This is a genomic window from Microbulbifer maximicatervae (SeqCode) (assembly GCF_052468295.1).
On record NZ_CP174340.1, the window covers coordinates 4,501,596 to 4,522,345 of the forward strand.

The 20,750-nt window shown below is 53.0% G+C and carries 20 protein-coding genes; 14 read left to right on the forward strand and 6 right to left on the reverse strand.

Translation table 11 applies throughout. From position 1 onward, the window contains the following. Positions 1 to 9 precede the first annotated feature (9 nt). Together argB and slmA are read left to right on the forward strand one after the other, a co-directional pair. Positions 10 to 927 carry an acetylglutamate kinase gene (gene argB / locus ACJJIQ_RS19990; RefSeq protein ID WP_413663820.1) on the forward strand — a complete coding sequence of 306 codons (918 nt, stop codon included), beginning with the start codon at positions 10 to 12 and terminating at the stop codon, positions 925 to 927. Positions 928 to 1,038: 111 nt separating this feature from the next. Beyond that, positions 1,039 to 1,647: a nucleoid occlusion factor SlmA gene (slmA, locus tag ACJJIQ_RS19995; RefSeq protein WP_108735025.1), complete on the forward strand. Its 609-nt coding sequence runs from the start codon at positions 1,039 to 1,041 to the stop codon at positions 1,645 to 1,647. A gap of 64 nt (positions 1,648 to 1,711) precedes the next feature. On the opposite strand, the gene ACJJIQ_RS20000 is transcribed toward slmA, so the two are convergent. Further along, positions 1,712 to 2,308, reverse strand: a complete 597-nt coding sequence (locus ACJJIQ_RS20000) for a hypothetical protein (protein WP_445362840.1) — start codon at positions 2,306 to 2,308, stop codon at positions 1,712 to 1,714. 47 nt (positions 2,309 to 2,355) lie between these two features. Next, on the reverse strand, positions 2,356 to 3,009 hold the full coding sequence (pyrE, locus tag ACJJIQ_RS20005) for an orotate phosphoribosyltransferase (protein ID WP_413663822.1): 654 nt from the start codon (positions 3,007 to 3,009) through the stop codon (positions 2,356 to 2,358). Between the two features lie 114 nt (positions 3,010 to 3,123). On the opposite strand from pyrE, the gene ACJJIQ_RS20010 reads away from it, so the two are divergent. Continuing rightward, positions 3,124 to 3,891 carry an exodeoxyribonuclease III gene (locus ACJJIQ_RS20010; protein ID WP_413663823.1) on the forward strand — a complete coding sequence of 256 codons (768 nt, stop codon included), beginning with the start codon at positions 3,124 to 3,126 and terminating at the stop codon, positions 3,889 to 3,891. Between the two features lie 66 nt (positions 3,892 to 3,957). Here ACJJIQ_RS20010 and rph read toward each other — a convergent pair whose 3' ends face one another. After that, on the reverse strand, positions 3,958 to 4,677 hold the full coding sequence (rph, locus tag ACJJIQ_RS20015) for a ribonuclease PH (RefSeq protein WP_444895659.1): 720 nt from the start codon (positions 4,675 to 4,677) through the stop codon (positions 3,958 to 3,960). Between the two features lie 109 nt (positions 4,678 to 4,786). Between rph and ACJJIQ_RS20020 the strand changes: the two genes are divergently transcribed. The 8 genes from ACJJIQ_RS20020 (at position 4,787) to ACJJIQ_RS20055 (ending at position 14,091) form a co-directional block, all read left to right on the forward strand. Then, positions 4,787 to 5,674, forward strand: coding sequence for a YicC/YloC family endoribonuclease (locus ACJJIQ_RS20020; RefSeq protein WP_444915163.1), 888 nt, complete (start codon positions 4,787 to 4,789; stop codon positions 5,672 to 5,674). 88 nt (positions 5,675 to 5,762) lie between these two features. After that, complete coding sequence (locus ACJJIQ_RS20025; protein ID WP_445362841.1) at positions 5,763 to 6,317, forward strand: rhomboid family intramembrane serine protease; 555 nt, start codon at positions 5,763 to 5,765, stop codon at positions 6,315 to 6,317. A gap of 529 nt (positions 6,318 to 6,846) precedes the next feature. Then, positions 6,847 to 8,598, forward strand: a complete 1,752-nt coding sequence (locus ACJJIQ_RS20030; RefSeq protein ID WP_445362842.1) for a S8 family peptidase — start codon at positions 6,847 to 6,849, stop codon at positions 8,596 to 8,598. A gap of 334 nt (positions 8,599 to 8,932) precedes the next feature. Beyond that, a complete protein-coding gene (locus ACJJIQ_RS20035) occupies positions 8,933 to 10,177 on the forward strand; it encodes a sterol desaturase family protein (protein ID WP_445362843.1) in 1,245 nt (414 codons plus the stop codon). Positions 10,178 to 10,400: 223 nt separating this feature from the next. Beyond that, on the forward strand, positions 10,401 to 11,021 hold the full coding sequence (gene gmk, locus ACJJIQ_RS20040) for a guanylate kinase (RefSeq protein ID WP_413663829.1): 621 nt from the start codon (positions 10,401 to 10,403) through the stop codon (positions 11,019 to 11,021). A 98-nt stretch (positions 11,022 to 11,119) separates the two neighbouring features. Then, positions 11,120 to 11,383 carry a DNA-directed RNA polymerase subunit omega gene (gene rpoZ, locus ACJJIQ_RS20045; protein ID WP_413663830.1) on the forward strand — a complete coding sequence of 88 codons (264 nt, stop codon included), beginning with the start codon at positions 11,120 to 11,122 and terminating at the stop codon, positions 11,381 to 11,383. Positions 11,384 to 11,434: 51 nt separating this feature from the next. Beyond that, positions 11,435 to 13,552, forward strand: a complete 2,118-nt coding sequence (gene spoT, locus ACJJIQ_RS20050; RefSeq protein WP_445362844.1) for a bifunctional GTP diphosphokinase/guanosine-3',5'-bis pyrophosphate 3'-pyrophosphohydrolase — start codon at positions 11,435 to 11,437, stop codon at positions 13,550 to 13,552. A gap of 155 nt (positions 13,553 to 13,707) precedes the next feature. Beyond that, positions 13,708 to 14,091: a Rid family detoxifying hydrolase gene (locus tag ACJJIQ_RS20055; RefSeq protein ID WP_282930626.1), complete on the forward strand. Its 384-nt coding sequence runs from the start codon at positions 13,708 to 13,710 to the stop codon at positions 14,089 to 14,091. Positions 14,092 to 14,138: 47 nt separating this feature from the next. Here ACJJIQ_RS20055 and ACJJIQ_RS20060 read toward each other — a convergent pair whose 3' ends face one another. Continuing rightward, positions 14,139 to 15,023, reverse strand: a complete 885-nt coding sequence (locus tag ACJJIQ_RS20060) for a sugar nucleotide-binding protein (protein WP_445362845.1) — start codon at positions 15,021 to 15,023, stop codon at positions 14,139 to 14,141. Between the two features lie 141 nt (positions 15,024 to 15,164). Continuing rightward, positions 15,165 to 15,425 carry a GlsB/YeaQ/YmgE family stress response membrane protein gene (locus tag ACJJIQ_RS20065; protein WP_108735039.1) on the reverse strand — a complete coding sequence of 87 codons (261 nt, stop codon included), beginning with the start codon at positions 15,423 to 15,425 and terminating at the stop codon, positions 15,165 to 15,167. 189 nt (positions 15,426 to 15,614) lie between these two features. Between ACJJIQ_RS20065 and ACJJIQ_RS20070 the strand changes: the two genes are divergently transcribed. Together ACJJIQ_RS20070 and recG are read left to right on the forward strand one after the other, a co-directional pair. Next, complete coding sequence (locus ACJJIQ_RS20070) at positions 15,615 to 16,538, forward strand: hydrogen peroxide-inducible genes activator (protein WP_282930624.1); 924 nt, start codon at positions 15,615 to 15,617, stop codon at positions 16,536 to 16,538. Next, positions 16,517 to 18,622, forward strand: coding sequence for an ATP-dependent DNA helicase RecG (recG, locus tag ACJJIQ_RS20075; protein WP_445362846.1), 2,106 nt, complete (start codon positions 16,517 to 16,519; stop codon positions 18,620 to 18,622). Before ACJJIQ_RS20070 ends, recG begins: the two co-directional genes overlap by 22 nt. 10 nt (positions 18,623 to 18,632) lie before the next feature. On the opposite strand, the gene ACJJIQ_RS20080 is transcribed toward recG, so the two are convergent. Continuing rightward, positions 18,633 to 19,949 carry a dicarboxylate/amino acid:cation symporter gene (locus ACJJIQ_RS20080; protein WP_445364835.1) on the reverse strand — a complete coding sequence of 439 codons (1,317 nt, stop codon included), beginning with the start codon at positions 19,947 to 19,949 and terminating at the stop codon, positions 18,633 to 18,635. 74 nt (positions 19,950 to 20,023) lie between these two features. Between ACJJIQ_RS20080 and ACJJIQ_RS20085 the strand changes: the two genes are divergently transcribed. Beyond that, positions 20,024 to 20,701: a chorismate--pyruvate lyase family protein gene (locus ACJJIQ_RS20085; protein WP_445362847.1), complete on the forward strand. Its 678-nt coding sequence runs from the start codon at positions 20,024 to 20,026 to the stop codon at positions 20,699 to 20,701. The last annotated feature ends 49 nt before the right edge of the window (positions 20,702 to 20,750 follow it).

Consider the following 20,750-nt stretch of genomic DNA (forward strand, 5'->3'; position numbering starts at 1 on the left):
GAACTGCCCATGTCCCTAGATCTAAACTCTGCGCTGAAAAGTGCCCAGGTCCTCAATGAAGCACTGCCCTATATCCAGCGCTTTACAGGCAAAACTATTGTGGTCAAGTTCGGTGGCAACGCCATGGTGGATGAGCAACTACAAAACAGTTTCGCGCGAGACATTATCCTGATGAAGCTGGTAGGTATGAACCCAGTGGTAGTGCACGGTGGCGGACCTCAAATCGGGCAGCTGCTAAACAAGCTCAGTATTGAGTCCCGATTCGTAGACGGAATGAGAGTCACCGATAGCGAAACCATGGATGTTGTAGAGATGGTGTTAGGGGGCACCGTCAACAAACAGATCGTCAATTTGATTAACAAAAATGGGGGCCGCGCGGTAGGTATCACCGGTAAAGACGGATTGCTGGTTAAAGCGCGAAAGTTGACCCGAAAAAATGAGAGTGCGGGACTACATGCCTCTGAAATCATTGATATCGGCCAGGTAGGGGAAGTCGAGAAAGTTAATATTGATGTGATCAATATGCTGGTTCACAGCGACTTTATCCCGGTTATCGCGCCGATCGGAGTCGACGGCAATGGGGTTTCATACAATATTAATGCCGATCTCGTCGCTGGAAAAATCGCCGAGGAATTGAAAGCAGAAAAGCTGATGTTACTCACCAACGTCGCCGGTCTGCAGGATAAGGAGGGGGAGGTTCTCACCGGACTGACTACCAATGAAGTAGAGAGCTTAATTCAGGATGGCACCATCTATGGCGGCATGCTGCCAAAAATCACCTGCGCTCTGGACGCTGTTCAGGATGGGGTAAATTCCGCTCACATCATCGACGGCCGTGTGCCCCACGCCATATTGCTCGAGATATTTACAGATCGAGGCGTGGGTACCCTGATTACCAACATAGAAGCGCAAACTGTGGACCACTAGCCCCTTGGCAATTGAAGACAGCCCGGCGAATCGGTAGGATTCCGCCGCCGTCAAAATAAGACGACAAGAGCAAAACTAAATTCCGCCCCCCAAGCGGACCAAAGGCAGTCAATGAGCAGCGAAAAAATCAATCGGCGTCAACAAATCCTGGAAGCTCTAGCACATATGCTGGAAGTCAGTCCCGGCGCACGTATTACAACAGCAGCACTGGCCAAGGAAGTTGGTTTCTCTGAAGCCGCGCTATATCGTCACTTCCCCAGTAAATCCAAGATGTTTGAAGGGCTGATCGAATTTATTGAGGAGACCATTTTCAGCCGTATCGCAATGATCCTGCAGGAGGAGCCCTCGGCTCTCAATCGCTGCCAGAAAATTCTGCAGCTTCTTCTGGCGTTCTGTGAACGCAATCCAGGAATCACTCGCCTGCTTACAGGCGACGCGCTTACCGGTGAAACTGAGAGGCTGCATGGACGAATCCTGCAGTTGTTTGATCGACTGGAAACCCAAATTAGACAGATCTTGCGCGAAGCCGAATTGCGCGAACACCTGCGCCCGACTCTTCCTCTCGGTGGTGCTGCCAACCTGCTTTTGGCGAGCGCGGAGGGGCGCATCGTCCAATACGTGCGCAGCGGTTTTAAGCGTAAGCCTACAGAGTACTGGGCAGAACAGTGGCCCGTATTAACGGCTGGTTTCTTCCGTGAGACAGTGGCTGCAGCCAGATAACCATTTCCTCATGAGGGCTGTTTAGCGGTAGCCCTCCGAAATTATTCAGGCATTGAGAAATTAGCTAGCTCTCAGCATTAAGTTCGGTATAGCGGGCTACCGCCTTATCGAAATCAACCCCTATGGTATCCGCTTCAGCCGCACGCCGGCTGAGGCGCTCCTCAAGCACTTCCATTTCTTTTTGTAGATCAGCAATTCTCTGCAACAATTCGGGAGCCACCTCACGGCCGCCCCGCTGCGTGCGCGCAGCAGAGGCTTCTTCCTGGGCAATTTGCCGGCGTAGACTGCTGATATTTGACCGCATGATAGCCATATCCTGCTCTACGACAGCCAACTTGCGCGACCGAGCACTCTCAATATCCGCAATACTGTTATAGCGCTTGAGCAACTTACGATCCGCCTCACGCTGGGCCTCCAACTTAAGCTGGGCCTGGTACTCTTCAGGACTGAGCTGCGGTGCAACTACTTCAACTACACGACCGGTAAGAGTGAGAATCTCATATCCATTTGGAACAAATTCCGGTGGAATAGCATCGTTGATCACCAGGACTCCCTGGTGATCAGTGTATCGATACAAAACCCGGCTATTGTTGCCATAAGCCTCTACAGCCAACATCAAAAGGGTGCTGACCAATAGAGGTACTAAAGGGGCGACTCGCATCGCTCTTCTCTCTAAATTAACCGGCCCACGGCTAGGGGGGACAAAATTTATTGACCCGCGACACCGTAGCGCTGCCGGTAGTCCACAATTTTCTGCAGAGTATCGCTGTCATTCGACTCCTGCTCGAGAAAGCTAATCACATCGTCTAACTGCACGATGCCGACCACAGGAATATTGTACTGTCTCTCAACTTGCTGGATAGCGGAGAATTCACAATCTTCGCTAGCCTTTTCCTGGCGGTTGAGACCAATCACAACTCCCGCCGCCTCTGCGCCATGAGATTCGATAATTTGCATCACTTCGCGCACGGCTGTGCCCGCAGTAATAACATCATCGATAATCAAAACCTTGCCATTAAGCGGCGCACCCACTAAGGTTCCGCCTTCACCGTGATCCTTGGCTTCTTTTCGGTTGTAACAGAAAGGCTTATCGATCCCCTTTTGGGCTAGAGCCACAGCAGTCACCGCACCCAGCGGGATACCTTTGTAGGCCGGCCCAAAAATGACATCGAACTCCACTCCCGAAGCGATTATCGCCTCGGCATAGGCCTGTCCCAGCGCTGCCAGTGCAGCACCGGTGTGGAAACGGCCGGCATTGAAAAAGTAGGGGCTTTGACGGCCCGACTTCAATGTGAAGTCGCCGAAACACAAAACCTGATGATCCAGGGCAAGTTGGATAAAATCGCGCTGATATTGCTGCATGGAAAATTGTTAACTATTGGCTAAGGTGAAGGGAGACCTCCCCGTAGCATTCCCGGGGGTAGGCATGCATATAATGTTTCTAATGATACACAGTCCGCTGGTAAGGGGCTAATAATGCGAATAGTAAGCTTGTCGGTAGACGGCGTTCATCAGGCCGCCCAACGCGGTCTCTACGATTGGTTGGCGGAGCAGGACGCAGATATTATCTGCCTTCAGGACCTGCGCTCTCTCGAGCCTGAATTGGACCACCCAATATTTCACCCCGACGGTTATTACAGTTACTTTTTCGACTCGGGAACTCCCCACGAAAACGGTGTGGCTATCTACACCCGCAGCCAGCCCAAAGCCATCATATTCGGCATGGGCTTCGCCAATGGTGAAGATATGTACGGCCGCTATCTACAGGCGGATTTCGAGCGACTGAGCGTTGGCTCTCTGCTCGCGCCAGTCGCCTCCGATGAGACGTCGTTAGAGAAAAAAGTCCAATTCTTTGAGGACATGCAGGCGCACTTGCTAAAAATAAGCCGCAAACGCCGCGACTTTATTTTCTGTGGTAACTGGGGCATGGCTCACCGTCGTGCAGACGTACAGAATTGGCAGGATCATCAGGATTCTCCCGGCTTTATGCGTCACGAACAGCGCTGGCTGGACCAACTGTTTAATGATGTTGGCTATGTCGATGCTTTTCGCCGTGTAGTAAAAGATACCGACGAATTTAGCTGGTGGCCCAGCGGTACTGTCGGAGAAGGAGATGGCTGGCGTACTGATATGCAGATCGTCTCTCACGGTCTAAAAAATCGCATTGAGTACGGTGCAATCAATAAGAATGTGAAATTCTCCAGCCACTTGCCGGTCATCATGGACTACGAAATCGAAGTCTGAATCACACGGAGTTCCGGCCCCTTCCCTATTGAGAGAGGGCCGGATACAAACCAAGGGGCGGCTGCTTTACTCGTCCAGCGCCCGCTTTTGCAAAGCGATCAATTCATCAATACCCGCCTTGCCCAACCCCAGCATCTGCGCAAACTGCTTTTCGGTAAATGGCTCACCCTCTGCAGTGCCTTGAACCTCGATCATGCCGCCATCTTCGGCCATCACCAAATTCATATCGGTATCCGCTGAACTGTCTTCCGGGTAATCCAGGTCCAGTAACGGCTCCCCCTCATAAATTCCCACTGATACCGCCGCTACCATATTCTTGAGCGGATCATCGGCTATGATTTTCTCTCGCTGCATATGACGCAGGGCATCAACCAATGCCACACAGGCACCAGTTATTGCTGCAGTTCGGGTACCACCATCGGCCTGGATAACATCGCAATCGACGGTGATTTGATTCTCACCCAGCTTCTCCAGGTCTACCGCCGCTCGCAGTGAGCGCCCGATCAAGCGCTGAATTTCCACGGTGCGCCCACTCTGCTTGCCCTTGGCCGCTTCCCTGGGCATACGAGAGCCTGTGGAGCGTGGCAGCATGCCGTACTCTGCAGTAATCCAACCGCTGCCCTGGCCGCGTAAAAACCTTGGGACTTCACTGGATAGAGAGGCATTACACAAAACCTTGGTATCACCAAACTCCACCAACACAGACCCCTCCGCATGACGGGTATAGTTGCGGGTAATTTTTACCGGGCGCAATTGCGCAGGGGCGCGGCCACTGGGACGCTGCATAGTCCACCTCAAATATTGAATGAAAGCCCCGCATTATATACCCCAGCATGGCGATCCAAACGCTGTGTTATTATGCCGGGCCGATTAATACGCCTGTAGGGGATCAGCTATGGCCAGTCAACGGGAACAGAACAAAGTGCGCAGCATGACAGCCTTTGGACGCGCCGAGGCCAATTACGCAAACGGCACCGCTATCTGGGAACTGCGCTCGGTCAACCATCGCTACCTGGAACCACATTTCCGTTTGCCCGAAGCGGCTCGCTCCCTGGAAACACAACTGCGCGATACGCTACGCAAAACACTGTCCCGCGGCAAAATTGAACTGACCCTGAGCCTGAAGACCAATAGCGCCGAAGACACTGGGCTGGAAATCAATCAACCCCTCGCCCAGGCACTGATTCAAGCGGCAAAACAGGTAGCGGGTGGCGAGGATGTTCAACCACTCAATCCCTTGCAAATTCTCCAGTGGCCCGGTGTTATCAGTGAACCGGAGGCGGATACCGATCAACAGTCGGCAACGATATTGGAGGCTTTTCGCGAGGCACTGGGACAGCTGCGCGCAAACCGTGAACGAGAAGGCGCTGAGCTAGCCAAATTTATTGAGGCCCGACTCAAGGGAATCGAAGAGCAGGTGGCCAAGGTTCGAGAACTGCTTCCCCAAATTCTTGAGGCACAGCGAGACAAGCTGCGCAGCCGCCTGGAAGAGTTGCAAGTGGAGCTGGACAAGGACCGGCTCGAGCAGGAGATCGTCCTGTTGGCCCAGAAGGCTGATGTGGATGAAGAGCTCGATCGCCTCAGTGCGCACACTTCTGAAACACGTCGGGTTTTAGCCGGCGGTGGATCAATCGGCCGTCGGCTTGATTTCCTGATGCAGGAATTTAACCGTGAAGCCAACACCCTTTCCTCAAAGTCTGTGGTTACTGACACAACCCAGGCTGCGGTAGAGCTCAAAGTATTGATCGAGCAGATGCGCGAGCAAGTACAAAACATCGAATAACCCTCTGGGGCATTCTCACCGAGACTGTGGATGCCCCTTTGCCACCAGAGAGGGGGATTTGTGATAGCTCACCCTTTAAGGAATATTTATGCGACACAACCTGAAGTGGGTCGGCGCTATTTTTTTAGTGCTTGCTGCAATTGAGATTATTAATATTCTGAGCGGCCGATCGCTTAATTACTTTGGTATTGTTCCCCGCTCAATCAACCACCTCCCCCATATTTTTTCTGCACCATTACTGCATGGAAATAGCTGGCATTTCTTCTCGAACATATTCACTCTGTGCATCTTCAGTTTTTTAGTGTTGCAGTACGGGGTAAAAACTTACCTTAAAGTGACCCTATTCGTTGTGATCACCACCGGACTGGCCGTTTGGCTTTTTGCAGGCAGGGGCAATCATTTGGGAGCTAGCTCAGTTATCTATGGCTATTTCGGCTTTTTGCTTCTTGCGGGATTTATCAGCAGGAAATTTAGCCGTTTATTAATATCTATTGTGGTAGCCATCCTTTATGGAGGGCTTATTTTCGGTGTCTTGCCACGGGGTGGTTTTATCTCCTGGGAGTCCCACCTATTTGGATTTATCTTTGGATTGCTGGCTGCAAAGCTGTGGGCCAAAGTTCCCAGTTATAGCAAGGCCAGATAAACACAAGTCCTAACACCAACCTTTCAACCTCAAACCCCAGTGGTAGCCAGCAAAGGTTTTCATTACTGGGGTACCCTCAGGAAACAGGCCCCAAAGCCAAGCTACGTAAATGCTACGTACACGTCACTAAGAAGCGTTTAGCGATTCATCTTTTCTACGCACGATAATTCTTTTATCTGAAAATATTCGCTTATTATCCAGTTTCCCCCCTGTGAACCCCTCCACATCTCTCCCGTAGATAAATTCTCACTATCAGATTTTTTTCCCAAAACTTATAAATTTGTCGCCAAAAGCCACACAAATTTAAAGGCTTAAGCTGAGGATAATAATTTCACGAACGTTATAAAGAAGTACCATTTTGAAACTTTGGTACCAATTTTGGTCAAACTGACTTACCGACTGTGAGAAAGACAGTTTCAAGGCCTATCCGTTAAGCAAATTTATTTTGTTAGTGCGGAGTTTTTCAGGAGTCTCCGGCCTATCGGAATACTGATAGCCGGATTTAAAATATCTCGGAGATATAACAATAATGAAATCATCATTGAAAAGTCTTTTGCAAAAGACGACTCTGGCGAGTGCGTTTTCGTTACTGTGTGCTACCTCTTTCGCTACTCACGCAGCGGACGCGGAAAAAACACTGCTAACCGACCGCATCATCGTAAAGTACAAGGAGAGCGCTAAAGTTGGGAAGGCGGCCACCATGGCCACAGAGACGGTCGAAAAAGCTTCCCGTCGCGCCGGCCACAAGATGCGCCACCTCCGCCGTATGGCCACTGGCGCCCAGGTAATGCGCCTGGAAGGCCGTAAAAGTAGAGCTGAAGTAAACGCGATCATCGATCGCCTGAAACAGGATCCGGATGTGGAATACGCAGAGCCGGACCTGATTATGAAAGCGATGGCCGAGCCCAATGACCCGAGCTATCTCAGCCAGTGGCATTACTACGAGTCCACCGGCGGCTTGAACCTGCCCTCAGCTTGGGACGTTACCCAGGGCGATGGCGTAGTGGTTGCCGTACTCGATACCGGTTATCTCCCCCACGCCGATCTGGTAGACAATATCCTACCAGGCTACGATATGATTTCTGACACTTTCGTCTCCGTAGATGGAGATGGACGTGATGACGATCCCACTGACCCAGGGGATTGGTATACAGATAAAGCCTGCGGTGACGATCCGAGCATCCCCTCCGAGAGCGACAGCAGCTGGCACGGCACCCATGTAGCCGGCACCATTGCCGGGGTTACTAACAACAACATGGGTATCGCCGGTGTAGCCTATGATGCGAAGATAGTGCCCGTTCGTGTGCTTGGACGCTGTGGTGGCTATACCTCTGATATTGCCGACGGCATTATCTGGGGTGCCGGTGGTTCTGTCAGCGGATTACCAAGCAACCAAAACCCAGCCCAAGTATTGAACCTGAGCCTCGGCGGTGGCGGTAGCTGTGACACTACCACGCAAAGCGCTATCGACACTGCGCGCAGCCTCGGCGCTACCGTGGTTGTCGCCGCTGGTAACAGTGGTGCCAACGCAAGCCAATACTCGCCTGCCAGCTGTGATGGGGTTATTACCGTTGCGGCAACTGACCGTACCGGCGGCCGCTCTTATTACTCCAACTATGGCAATGTGGTTGATGTCGCTGCACCCGGTGGCGCACAGAGCTTCGCAAACGACTCCGACGGTATCCTTTCCACCTACAACAACGGCTCTACCGATGCGGGCAGCGATAGCTACTATTACAGCCAGGGCACCAGTATGGCAGCCCCCCATGTCGCCGGCGCAGCAGCGCTGATTTATTCGGTTAACCCCGACGTTACTCCGGATGAAGTTGAGTCGATCCTCACCAGCACCGCTCGCAGCTTCCCCTCTTCTTGCAACAACTGCGGCTCCGGTATTGTGGACGCGGCAGCAGCTGTAGCTATGGCGAGCGGCGACGATAGTGGTAATGGCGGCGACGACGATGACGACAGTGGCAGTAATGGTTCAGGTTGGACAGAAACTAACCTTTCTGGCAGCCAGGGCAGCTGGAATGACTTCACCATTGATGTTGAGTCGGGGACTTCCACCCTTACTATAGAGATGTCCGGTGGCTCTGGCGAAGTTGATCTCTACGTGCGCCACGGTAACTATCCTACTCTGCGTCGATATGACTGTCGTCCATACCTCTGGGGTAACGAGGAGAGCTGCACCATTAGCAACCCGGATTCCGGCACCTGGTACATCAGTGTCTATGGGTATGAATCCTACAGCGGTGTGACTTTGGAAGCGGAAGCTAGCGAGTAAATAACGACCCGTTCAGAGTAAAAAAAGACCGGCATTTGCCGGTCTTTCTATTTATAAACTCCAAAGAAAATCCTTTCACGAAGAAAACCATGCCTAAACATCAAAAGTCACACCTAGCCGTAGTACCAATTCGACGTATCGCATGCTCTTGCCAATCTTTTGATTAGTGCCAATCAGGCACCACTTTTGTAAACCTGAAAGTTAATTACGTCAAAATCCCTTTAGCGAATACTGACTGATTTCAGAATCCATGCTTCACTGGCATATGCGGCCCAGTAGCCGTGTGGCAGAGTTCGATAGATACGCTATCTAATAATAAAAATATGGGGTTTCTGTGGACCTGCTTACTTTCTCCATTCCATTTTTTCTGACCGCCATGCTTATGGAGTTCGCCCTGGATCGCTGGAAAGGCTGGGGGCTCTACAGGCTGAATGACACTATTGGCAATCTCAGCACGGGGATTCTCAATCGTATTATCGGGCTTACCTATAAAAGCTTATTCCTCGTTATCTATATCCCGCTGTTTACGTTGCTACAACCCTACTATCAATGGATTGGTTTCAACTGGTCTATCGACAATGCCTGGCACCTGGCCCTGGCGGTTCTCGCATACGACTTCTGCTACTACTGGAAGCACCGTATCTGTCACGAGGTAAACATCTTTTGGGCAGAACACCTGGTGCACCACCAGAGTGAGGACTACAACCTGAGCACCGCATTGCGCCAGTCTTCGGGGGGGCTACAGCTGGATTGGATATTTTATCTACCGCTTCTATTGATTGGTTTGCCGGCAGAAATTGTTATTGTCGCCGGCGCAATTGATCTTATTTACCAGTTTTGGGTTCACACACAAAAAATACCCAAGATCCGCTGGTTGGAGTGGTTTGTCATTACCCCCTCGAATCACCGGGTACACCACGCCCAGAACGCTGTCTACGTAGATAAAAACTACGGCGGAATATTAATACTTTGGGATCGCTTATTTGGCACCTACCAGCAGGAACTCGAAACTGAGCCCTGTCTTTACGGTGTGCGTAAGCCCCTGAATACCTTTGATCCTGTAGCAGCCAATTTACAACACTTAAAGCGCATGGCCATTGATGCCTGGCATACGAAAAGCTGGTGGGACAAGTGCACTCTTTGGTTCCGCCCCACCGGCTACAGACCCGCAGATGTAGAAAAATCCATGCCAGTAGCCTCTACCGATCTGACAAACTTTAAACGTTTCAACCCTGAAATTAGCCCTGGTTTGCGCAACTACGCATTCGCACAACACCTCTGTTACACCGCCACAACCTTATCTCTCCTCTGGTTCACCAGCGTATTGAGTTTCTGGCAACTTATGGGCTCGGTTATTGCCTTGATTATTTGCCTGGCAATTAATGGAAGGATACTGGATGGTCATCCTATTTCAGGGCGCCTCGAAACTTTGAGGCTCGCAGCACTCATCTGCGCTATTCCGCTACTAAACAATACATATGTACCACTCTTCATATCCTACTTGCTCGCAAGCTCTTTGGTATGGTGGTGGTTGGCAACCCGGCGCAAAGAGGATAGAGTCACTTTCGTTAGCGATTAACAACAGGGAGATCCCCTTAATCACAGGTGGTTGGCGGTGATTGAGAAACTCCCGCGAGGCTATCCCGGCCGGGCCCAGGCGCGCAGGTGGTAACGCGCCCTGAATCTCCCAACAGATACCCCCACTCCGGTCGGGGGCTAGCCTTGTCCCTTCATGACACTCTTTCATCTCCAGACGCAAGCTTCGGTTATAATGGGCTCTTTGCTCGCGAACAGGATCAGTTGTGCAAACAGGAACCCTCTACACCGTCTCCGCTCCCTCCGGTGCAGGAAAAACCAGCTTGGTCAAAGCGCTGGTAGACAGCGACAGCCAGGTTACCGTATCGGTTTCCCATACCACTCGTGCCATGCGCCCAGGCGAAACTCACGGCGTTGACTATCACTTTGTCGAGCGAGAAGAATTTTTGGCAATGTTGGAGCGTGATGCTTTTTTTGAGCACGCCCAAGTTTATGGCGATAATTATTACGGCACCGCCAAAGCTGAGATCGAAGAGACTCTTGCCAGTGGTCGCGATGTTATCCTGGAAATCGATTGGCAGGGGGCCGAACAGGTTCGTCGCCTGCGCCCTGATGCAGTGGGTATTTTTATTTTGCCTCCGTCCCAGGAAGCCCTGCGCGAGCGCCTCACCGGACGCGGTCAGGACGATCAAGCGGTCATTGATCGCCGTATGGACCAGGCCATCGACGAAATGACCCATTATGTCGCCGCAGATTACCTGGTAATCAACGACAACTTCGACCAAGCGTTAACAGAGCTGCGTGCCATTATCGTTGCCCAGCGACAGCGCTTAGAGCTGCAGCAACTGCGCCACGGCGATCTACTTCAGGCACTGTTGCGCCACTGAACCAATTGATCGAATTGCATACATTTCCCGGTCCGGTAAAATAGCCGGTCCCCTGTACAGAATTTGCCTTCGGGCACAGCAAATGGAAACGAAAGTTTATGGCACGTATTACCGTTGAAGATTGCCTTGAGCATGTGGACAACCGCTTCGAGCTCGTTATCGTCGGCAGCAAACGCGCCCGTCAGATCGCTACAGGCGGCAGGGATCCATTGGTTCCCGAAGAAAACGATAAGCCCACGGTAATTGCCCTGCGCGAAATCGAAGAGGGCCTGGTGGATGCCGCCATCCTCGACGAGCCGGAACGCGAAGAGGCACCTGCTCCTATCGTTGCACCCAACTACCTAACAGATCAGCAAGTCTGATCAGGTCTCTTACTGGGTACTTTTTGAGTTTTACGAGAGGCGCGCGCGGCATTGCACACCATAGATAGTTTGGCCCACCGCCTCTCCTCATACCTTCCCCCCGACCAGATCCAAATCGTTCGCCGCGCCTATTTTTACGCGGAGCAGGCTCACGATGGTCAGCAGCGCCGTTCCGGCGAGCCCTATGTCACCCACCCGCTGGCAGTTGCCACTATTCTCGCGGGCATGCATATGGATCACGAGAGCCTGGCAGCAGCCATGTTGCACGATGTGATCGAGGATACGGGTATCCCCAAGGCAGCTCTGGCCGAGCAGTTTGGTGGAGAGGTTGCCGACCTGGTCGATGGGGTCTCCAAACTAACCCAGTTCGAGACCGACAGCCCGGCAGAAAAGCAGGCGGAAAACTTCCAGAAGATGGCGCTAGCCATGGCCCGCGATATCCGCGTGATTCTGGTCAAACTGGCCGACCGCCTGCACAACATGCGCACTCTCGGCGCATTGAAACCGCAGAAGCGTGCCCGTATTGCCCGCGAGACGCTGGAGATCTACGCACCCATCGCCCACCGACTGGGTATGAACGACGTTCGTATCGAGTTCGAGGATCGCGCTTTTTTTGCCATCTACCCACTGCGTGCCAGCCGCTTGCGCGCCGCCCTGGTCGCCGCCCGCGGCAATCGCAAAGAGCTGCTGGAACAAATTCAGAATGCTATAGAACTACGCTTGCAGCGGGAGGGCATCAGCTCTCTGGTGATTGGCCGGGAAAAGCACCTATTTAGCATCTACCAAAAGATGCGCGCCAAGAAGAAGTCCTTCAAGGAGATAATGGATGTCTACGCTTTCCGCATCATTGTGGACAGTGTGGATACCTGTTACCGGGTTCTCGGTGTTATGCACAGCCTGTACAAACCGGTAATCTCCGAGTTTAAAGATTACGTCGCCATCCCCAAATCCAATGGCTACCAGTCACTGCACACAGTGCTGCTGGGTATGCACGGGGTGCCCATTGAAGTTCAGGTCCGCACCAAGGAAATGGATGAAATGGCCAACAGTGGCATTGCCGCCCACTGGCTGTACAAAGCCTCCGGCGATGAGGTGATCAATACCGGTGGCACCAGCCAGGTGCGCGCACGGCGCTGGGTCCAGGGACTGCTGGAGATGCAGCAGCGCGCCGGCGACTCGTTAGAGTTTATTGAAAACGTAAAAATTGACCTGTTCCCGGATGAAGTTTACGTCTTTACCCCTAAAGGGCAGATCGTCGACCTCCCCGCAGGAGCCACTGCCGTGGACTTCGCCTATTCCGTACACACGGATATCGGCAACTCCTGTGTTGCCGTGCGTATCAATCAGCGCCTGGCCCCTTTGTCCCAACCTCTGGAAAGCGGGCAAAAAGTCGAGATTCTCACGCGCAAAACTGCACAGCCAAACCCTAACTGGCTCAATTTTGTAGTAACCGCCAAAGCGCGCAGTGCTATCCGTCACTTCCTCAAGCACCAGCGTCACCACGATTCCATAACCCTGGGCCGGCGCCTACTGGAAAAAGCACTCAGTAAGTTCGATACGAGCCTAGACACGCTATCACCAGAGCAATTAGAAGCGGGCCTCAAAGAAGCGAAATGCGCAACTTTGGACAAGCTGCTGGAAGAGATAGGTATGGGCAGTAAAGTGGCCTTCTCTGCCGCTAAATTACTCGCGCCCGTCACCAGTGAAGAGACTGAAGCCAGCAATATCTCTTCTCCCTTAACGATCGATGCCCAAGAGGGCATGATGATCAGTTTTGCCCGCTGTTGCCGTCCTATTCCCGGGGATGCCATTATCGGCCATATCAGCTCGGGCAAGGGCGTAGTAGTACACCGCGATACCTGCCGCAATATCGGTGATTTTCGCGAGCATCCGGAAAACATCATGCTGGTGAACTGGTCGCCGGATGTGACAGGGGAGTTCCTTGGTGATGTGCGGGTAGAAGTCGAGTCAGAGAGAGGGATTATTGCCCGACTGGCTACTCGTATTACGGAAGAGGGCGCCAGCATCGAGCAGATCAATGTGGATGAGAAGGATGCTCACAACAGCGTGATCTCCCTGACCCTGGAAGTCAGTGGCCGTGTACATTTGGCGCGGGTTATGAAGCGCCTGCGCAACCTCCCTTCTGTCATACGCATCGCCCGCCCTTGAGGGACACAAGGGAATCCCACTGGGAACTGCCATTAGGCTTCAAAGCGCGATATATTTAACCGACTTCTGAAAGCCCCGCAAATAAGTAAGGGATTATTCGGAAGTTCCGTATAGGTCTTCCTTTTCAACAATATTGATAAGTAATGGAGTACCCCATGCCCAATCGAGCCGTTATTAAAACCGACCGGGCACCCGCCGCAGCTGGTACCTATTCCCAGGCAGTAAAAGTGGATAATACTGTTTACCTGTCGGGACAAATCGCTCTGGACCCAGAGACACAACAGATGATTAGCGGAGGTTTTAGCGATGAAGTCCACCAGGTCTTTCGCAACCTCAGCGCAGTCTGTGAGGCCTCTGACGGATCGCTTCAGCATATTGTGAAACTCAATCTCTACATTACCGACAGCAGCAACTTTGCCGCTGTAAATGAGATAATGGCAGAGTTTTTCGAAGAGCCTTATCCCGCCAGGGCAACCGTCGTCGTCAAGGAGTTGCCGCGGGGAGCCCTTTTTGAAGCCGAAGCGATTATGGTGACCTGAGGCAAGAAGTTCTCGCCGATGCTGTGGCAATAATTGAGGAGGGCAGCTCAGCCCTCCGACTCCAACAGAGCGCTATAGCCCACCTTGTAATCTGGATATTTCAATTCGTAACCACTGGACAGCATCAACTGATTGCTGAGCTTTTTCGAGCGGCGCTCGCTCGTTTGCACAATCTCGCGCAGGTGGGCACTGGTATATCCCATCGCTTTTACCAACCACTGTTGCAGCTCGTACATCGGCACAGGCTGGCTATCGGCGCCTATATAAAGAGGCTCCGGGACCCACCCATGTTTGTGCCTTTCAATAAGGTGCAATAAAAAACCAATACAATCATCGACATGGATGCGATTGCTATATTGCGGTGGCTGGGGAGGAGCGCAGCGACCAGCGCGAACCTGCGACAACAAGCGATCTCGGCCAGGCCCATAAATTCCCGCAAAGCGAACAATGCAACTGTTGGGAATTGCGTTGCGAATGATCTCTTCAGCTGCCAGCAAACTATCTCCCTGAAAACCACTGGGCATAGGTAAAGTTTGCTCATCGATAAAGTCGTCGCCGCTTTGGCCATAAACACGAGTAGATGAAACCCAAATAACCAAGCGCGGTGGGGATGGAAGGTGCGGAACAACTTCAGCGACTGCCTTTGCCGTTTCCACATAGGCGCGGTGATAGCCGGTTGGTGTGTGCTCAGTGGGGGTAAATGTCGCGAGAATGACATCCGCCCCCGTAGACAACAAGCGTTCAATATCTTCTTTCTTAGTGGCATCCCCCCGGCGCCAATTCACCACATCTGCCCGGCGCTTACTCGCCAGAGCTACCAGGGGATTGCGCCGCATCCCATAAACCGCGTATTGCTTTCGGTCTATATGCAGTGCCAGTCTCGCCCCGAGGTCACCACACCCAAGGATCCAAAGCTTTTCTTGTTGTGTCATATAGTTCCCGGTGAACAATCTTTGCTGCTCACCTTATTCCCTTGATTCAGTGCTATTCAGTCCTAAGGTGCTGGGGTCATTTGGGCAAATTCAAATTCGGTATGCTTATAGTTCGCCGCTGAGGCTCTCCCCAAAGGCGGACTAGTTGCCACGCCTTTTGAACATGCGATAGATCGCAAGAAAAATTATCGCACCAATCGTAGCCGTTATTATGTCGCCAATTCCGAAACCAGTCACTGGGCCACCGAACCCAATCAGGGCACCGAGCCAGCCTCCAATAAAGGCACCGACAATGCCGATGACCATAGTGACTATCCAACCACCAGGATCTCTCCCGGGCATAATCCACTTTGCCAAAGCGCCGGCAATCAACCCGAGAATGACCCAGGACAGAACTCCCATGACGTATCTCCGTTCGGTGTGCCCCTTACAGATATAGCAAAATTTTGCGCCTCAATCCCACTTGAATTCCCAAAACTAGTAAATTTTCCCAATATTCGCTCTCAGCTTACAGATTGAGACAGGGTATTGGCCAGCGGCGATTATTTATGAATAATTACTATTACTAATGGCCATCTAATTGCCTCGACCATGACTCTCAATGAACTGCGCTATATCGTAACTCTCGCCCAGGAACAGCATTTTGGCCGTGCCGCCGAGCGCTGTTACGTCAGCCAACCGACACTCTCTATCGCAGTAAAGAAACTGGAGAAAGAGCTCGGTGTCGCCCTGTTTGAGCGCTCAAAAACTCGAGTGCAGGCAACACCATTGGGCGAGAGAATTGTCGCCCAGGCCCAGCTGGTTCTGGAACAATCAGCAGCCATCAAAGACATCGCCAGCGCCGGTAAGGACCAGCTGGCGAGCCCCCTGTCAGTTGGCGCCATCTTTACTATTGGGCCCTACCTGTTCCCACACTTTATTCCCCAACTACAGCATTTGGCACCAGAAATGCCACTCTACGTTGAAGAGGGATATACCGCCACGCTAAGACAGAGGCTACGCAAGGGCGAACTGGATGCCATTATTATCGCGCTCCCCTTTACCGAGCCCGACGTTGTCACCCAACCCCTGTACGACGAGCCATTTGTTGTATTGATGCCCGCAGGCCATCCACTTACAAAGCAGGAGGTTATCTCCCCGGATCAACTCACTGAAGACAATGTGCTGCTGCTGGGTGAGGGCCACTGCTTCCGCGATCAGGTACTGGAAGCTTGTCCGCACCTGCAACTAACCATGGAAAAAGAAGCGGGCGGCGGCAGCATACGCACAGCCGCAGATGGCAGCTCACTGGAAACACTCCGCCATATGGTGGCCTCAGGGCTTGGAATTACCGTATTGCCACTCTCAGCCGCCACCGCATCACAGTACGCCAGTGGCCTGCTGGAGACCCGCCCCTTTACCGCACCGGGCCCACGCCGCACCGTAGCACTGGCCTGGCGGGCAAGCTTCCCCCGACACCGCGCAATCGACATACTGCGAGAGGCCATCAGCCAGTGTCACCTGACCGTGGGATAGATAACAACCTGGCCGAGCTGCCCGTTACCACCCTCAAAGGCGTGGGGGATAAATTTGCCCAGGTGTTGGCCAAACTCCATATCAACTCCCTACAGGATTTGGTTTTCCACTTGCCCCTACGCTATCAAGACCGCACCCGGGTGGTGCCTATTGCCGGCCTCACCGCCGGTATGGATGTGGTAATCGAAGGAGAGGTCAGTGCCGCCGATGTCGTATTCGGCCGCCGCCGCAGCCTGGTGGTCAGATTACAGGATGGCAGCGGCACCTTAACCCTGCGCTTTTTTCATTTTTCTGCCGCACAGAAAAGCCGCTTTGCCCGAGGAACCCGAATACGCTGCTTTGGGGAGGCCCGTCGCGGAGCCAACGGCCTGGAGCTCTACCACCCGGAAACGGAAATCGTCGGTATCGAAAACGCGGAGACCGCAGATACCCTTACGCCGGTTTACCCGCTAACAGAAGGTGTGAGCCAGGCCCGTATGCGAGGATTGGTGGAGCAGGCACTGGTTCTACTGAAAAACGGTGCTGTTACCGAGTTCTTGCCGGCAGAGCTGTTACCCAAATCTCTGCGCTACCCCCTCCGGGACGCCTTGCTGTATTTGCACGCCCCTCCGGCTGGCACCCAGCTAGATCAACTGGCAGTAGGTACTCACCCCGCCCAGCAGCGTCTGGCCCTGGAAGAGTTACTGGCACACCATCTGAGTCTGCTGGAGTTGAGGCGCAATAGCGCTAGGGTAGCGGCACCACCTCTGTCCGTTAACCGATCCCTGGAGCGAGACTTTTTGTCGCGTCTGCCATTTTCCCTCACCGGCGCACAGCAGAGAGTTTGCGAGGAAATCGCTGAGGATCTGGCTCAGCAAACCCCGATGATGCGCCTATTGCAGGGAGATGTGGGCGCGGGAAAAACCCTGGTCGCCGCTATGGCTGCCCTAAAGGGCATTGGGACCGGTGCTCAAGTAGCAGTCATGGCACCGACAGAAATCCTGGCAGAGCAGCACCGGATCAATTTTTGTAATTGGCTGGAACCTTTGGGTATTGAAGTTGCTCAGCTAACGGGCAGCTTAAAGGCTGCCGAGCGGCGTAAACAGCTGGGCAAGATCGCCAGTGGCGATGCCCAGTTAGTGGTGGGCACCCACGCACTTTTTCAGGAAGAGGTGGCTTTCCACAACCTGGTGTTAGTGATTATCGATGAGCAACACCGCTTTGGCGTACAGCAACGCCTGGAGCTGCGTGAGAAAGGGGCGGCAAGTGGAGCTACCGGCAGGCTGCAACCCCACCAGCTGATTATGACCGCTACACCGATTCCCCGCACCTTGGCGATGTCCGCCTTCGCCGACCTGGATTGCTCAATCATTGATGAGTTGCCGCCAGGGCGACAACCCATCAACACCGTTGCCATTGCCAATGATCGGCGCGACCAGGTTATGGAACGGGTGCAAAGCGCCATCGCCGAGGGCCGCCAGGCCTACTGGGTTTGCACCCTTATCGAGGAGTCGGAAAGCCTGCAAGCCCAGGCCGCAGAATCCACCGCTGAAGAACTCGCCGAAATGCTCGAAGGCGTTCGCGTGGCCCTGGTACACGGCCGCCTGAAGCCCGAGCAAAAAGAGCAGGTGATGAGCGCCTTCAAGGCCGGGGAAGTGGATTTGCTGGTGGCAACCACGGTCATTGAAGTGGGCGTAGATGTGCCCAATGCCAGCCTGATGATTATCGAAAACCCCGAACGCCTGGGCCTGGCCCAATTGCACCAGTTGCGCGGCAGGGTCGGGCGCGGCTCCATCGCCAGCCACTGTGTGCTGCTGTACGGCACACCGCTATCGCAGAATGGCCGCGCCCGCTTGCAAGTGCTGCGTCAACACAGTGATGGTTTTGCTATTGCAGAGGAAGACCTGCGTCTGCGAGGTCCCGGGGAAATCCTCGGCACCCGCCAGACAGGGGAGATCCAGCACCGCATCGCAGACTTGCAGAGGGATGCTGAGCTGCTGCCGCAAGTGCAAAAAATTGCTATTTCCCCTCAATTGACAGAGGGCATGCGACAACAGTTGATTAAACGCTGGTTACAGAACAAGCCTCGATTTGCCGAGGCTTGAGGAAAGCGCCCTAGTGGGCGCCTACTGTGTTGTTGTCGTTAATGCTGACACTCTTGTAATTGGCATCGTAGTAAGTCTCTTCGTCCAAGGCACCTTCACTCTTCGCCACCACACTACTTACTACCGCATCACCGGTAATATTGACCGCCGTGCGCACCATATCCAGCAGGCGATCTACGCCGATCACAATGGCAATCCCCTCGAGTGGCAGACCCACCTGTTGCAATACCATACCCAACATAATCAGGCCGACGCCGGGCACCCCAGCAGTACCAATAGACGCCAGAGTTGCTGTCAGGATCACCGTCAGAAAGCCGGTCAGGCCGATCTCAATTCCAAAGAACTGGGCAATAAAGACCGTAGCCACACCCTGCATAATCGCGGTGCCATCCATATTGATAGTCGCGCCCAAAGGAACAGTAAATGCAGCAACCTTATTATCCACACCCAAGCGTTTCTCTACGGTTGCCAGGGTGACAGGTATAGTGGCCCCAGAAGAGGCAGTGCTGAAAGCGAACATCATTGTTGAACGCATTTTCTTGAGCAGCTCTAAAGGATTGAGGCCTGTAAGAAGCTTCAAAAGTACCGAATAAACAACCAAAGCATGGACAAGTAAGGCTCCGAGAACGACCAGGAAGTACTTAATTAGCTGTAAAAGTACATCGAGCCCTAGCTGTGCAAATGTCTTTGCCAGCAATGCAAAGACACCATAGGGGGCGAAAACCATCAGTACCCCAACCATACGCAGAACAACCGTATTGAGATCACTGAAAAGAGCAGCTACACGCTGGCCCGGTTCGCCACAGCGGGAAATTGCATAGCCCATCAGCAAGGCAAACACAATGATTTGCAGCATATTCCCCTCAGCCATAGCGGCTACAGGGTTGGTCGGGAATATATTGACCAGCACCTCGGAAAGCGGTGGGGACTCCTTCGGCACAAAAGTTGAAGCAGCTTCAGCTGCGGCTTCATTAACACCAACACCCGGCTGGAAAATAAGTGCAAGACACAGAGCCAAAGTAATGGCAATGGCAGTAGTAAGTATGTAAAGCACTATCGTCTTACCTGCCAGCGGTCCTATTCGGCTACCCTCTGACAGGGAACAAGCACCGCTGATCAGAGAAACCAGCACCAGAGGCACCACCATCAACTTCAGTGAAGCGATAAAGATTCGACCAATAACGTCGAATAGACCCTCAGTTAGATAAAGGTTAATAAAATTCGTAACACCTGGACCAAGCAGTTGGCTCATATTCAAATAATTGAATAACGCACCAAGGGCACCGCCTGCGACCATCCCCACTAAGATTTTGGTAGTAAGCCCCATAACAAGCTTCTCTTTATGAATCGTTGTTTTCATTGCAGTGAGCACTATATCCATTGCCGTGCTGGGGAGCAAAAATGCAACAGGGAGAGACCTGTTGCCACCGGCCGGGATACAATGGGGCCTTTATCCAGACTGCGGAGTTATCGTTGCACCAATCACCATTTGTGCCCTCTGGCGATTGGCAGAGTTTGCCTCTTGAAACCCAGCAGCAACCACCCAAAAATCTGGTGCCCTGGCTGACCTATTCTGGATCACTCACCGCCGCTCTCAAGCAGCAAAGTGACGGGGACTTTTATGTTCGCGTGCTGTATCAGGGTTGGCAGGCACCTCGCCCTGAAGAGTGCTTTGTATTGGGATTGCACAATAGTAACCGGGCCCTGATTCGGGAAGTTTTGCTCTACGGTTGCGGACAGCCCTGGGTGTATGCCCGCAGCGTTTTACCCGAGCGCAGCCTGCAAGGAAAATCTCGCAATCTGCGCAGCCTGGATACTCGCCCGCTGGGGGAGTTGCTGTTTAGTGAGCCGGGCATTCGCAGGGGGGAGATCGCCCTAAATTTGCTGCAGAAATCCCCTGGCTGCGCCGATCGTGAACTTGGGGAAAAGGATTCTGAAGTCTGGGGTCGCCGCTCGGTATTCTGGCTGCGGGACAAGCCTTTACTGGTGTCAGAGGCTTTTCTTCCCAACTTCACACCGACAGGTGCCCCCATGGCGCAAGAAGCTGCCAAAACTATCGCAACTGAGGATTCACTGTGATCAGCCAACAGATCGCACAACACTGGCCCACCGCGCTGCCCTATTGGCA

What these genes read in the sequence shown, in the direction of transcription:
- ACJJIQ_RS20080 (WP_445364835.1), bottom strand. Translation starts at nt 19,949, where the DNA reads ATGGGGCTTACTACCAAAATCTTAGTGGGGATGGTCGCAGGCGGTGCC.
- rpoZ (WP_413663830.1), top strand. Translation starts at nt 11,120, where the DNA reads ATGGCACGTATTACCGTTGAAGATTGCCTTGAGCATGTGGACAACCGC.
- ACJJIQ_RS20070 (WP_282930624.1), top strand. Translation starts at nt 15,615, where the DNA reads ATGACTCTCAATGAACTGCGCTATATCGTAACTCTCGCCCAGGAACAG.
- ACJJIQ_RS20030 (WP_445362842.1), top strand. Translation starts at nt 6,847, where the DNA reads ATGAAATCATCATTGAAAAGTCTTTTGCAAAAGACGACTCTGGCGAGT.
- ACJJIQ_RS20000 (WP_445362840.1), bottom strand. Translation starts at nt 2,308, where the DNA reads ATGCGAGTCGCCCCTTTAGTACCTCTATTGGTCAGCACCCTTTTGATG.
- ACJJIQ_RS20065 (WP_108735039.1), bottom strand. Translation starts at nt 15,425, where the DNA reads ATGGGAGTTCTGTCCTGGGTCATTCTCGGGTTGATTGCCGGCGCTTTG.
- ACJJIQ_RS20085 (WP_445362847.1), top strand. Translation starts at nt 20,024, where the DNA reads ATGCAACAGGGAGAGACCTGTTGCCACCGGCCGGGATACAATGGGGCC.
- ACJJIQ_RS20025 (WP_445362841.1), top strand. Translation starts at nt 5,763, where the DNA reads ATGCGACACAACCTGAAGTGGGTCGGCGCTATTTTTTTAGTGCTTGCT.
- ACJJIQ_RS20055 (WP_282930626.1), top strand. Translation starts at nt 13,708, where the DNA reads ATGCCCAATCGAGCCGTTATTAAAACCGACCGGGCACCCGCCGCAGCT.
- ACJJIQ_RS20020 (WP_444915163.1), top strand. Translation starts at nt 4,787, where the DNA reads ATGGCCAGTCAACGGGAACAGAACAAAGTGCGCAGCATGACAGCCTTT.
- ACJJIQ_RS20060 (WP_445362845.1), bottom strand. Translation starts at nt 15,023, where the DNA reads ATGACACAACAAGAAAAGCTTTGGATCCTTGGGTGTGGTGACCTCGGG.
- slmA (WP_108735025.1), top strand. Translation starts at nt 1,039, where the DNA reads ATGAGCAGCGAAAAAATCAATCGGCGTCAACAAATCCTGGAAGCTCTA.
- rph (WP_444895659.1), bottom strand. Translation starts at nt 4,677, where the DNA reads ATGCAGCGTCCCAGTGGCCGCGCCCCTGCGCAATTGCGCCCGGTAAAA.
- argB (WP_413663820.1), top strand. Translation starts at nt 10, where the DNA reads ATGTCCCTAGATCTAAACTCTGCGCTGAAAAGTGCCCAGGTCCTCAAT.
- pyrE (WP_413663822.1), bottom strand. Translation starts at nt 3,009, where the DNA reads ATGCAGCAATATCAGCGCGATTTTATCCAACTTGCCCTGGATCATCAG.
- ACJJIQ_RS20010 (WP_413663823.1), top strand. Translation starts at nt 3,124, where the DNA reads ATGCGAATAGTAAGCTTGTCGGTAGACGGCGTTCATCAGGCCGCCCAA.